This is a genomic window from Citrobacter sp. EC_71 (assembly GCF_019584005.1).
Taxonomy (GTDB): Bacteria; Pseudomonadota; Gammaproteobacteria; order Enterobacterales; family Enterobacteriaceae; genus Citrobacter; species Citrobacter werkmanii.
Genome location: NZ_VDAY01000109.1, coordinates 1 through 231, shown reverse-complemented (window position 1 = coordinate 231; position 231 = coordinate 1). Strand labels below are relative to the sequence as shown.

The window sequence follows — 231 nt, the reverse complement described above, 5'->3', positions numbered from 1 at the left end:
AAGAGGTTTTAACTACGATGGGGCTATAGCTCAGCTGGGAGAGCGCCTGCTTTGCACGCAGGAGGTCTGCGGTTCGATCCCGCATAGCTCCACCATCTTTACTGCAACAACCCAATAAAACTTCAGAGTGTACCTGAAAAGGTTCACTGCGAAGTTTTGCTCTTTAAAAATCTGGATCAAGCTGAAAATTGAAACGACACACTGTTTCATTTCTCCGTAAACAAGAAATGA

The 231-nt window shown here is 44.6% G+C and carries 1 tRNA gene; it reads left to right on the top strand.

Features of this window, described 5'->3' with window-relative positions:
- Positions 1 to 19 precede the first annotated feature (19 nt).
- Positions 20 to 95 (top strand) — tRNA-Ala (locus FHD02_RS24945).
- Positions 96 to 231: the final 136 nt, after the last annotated feature.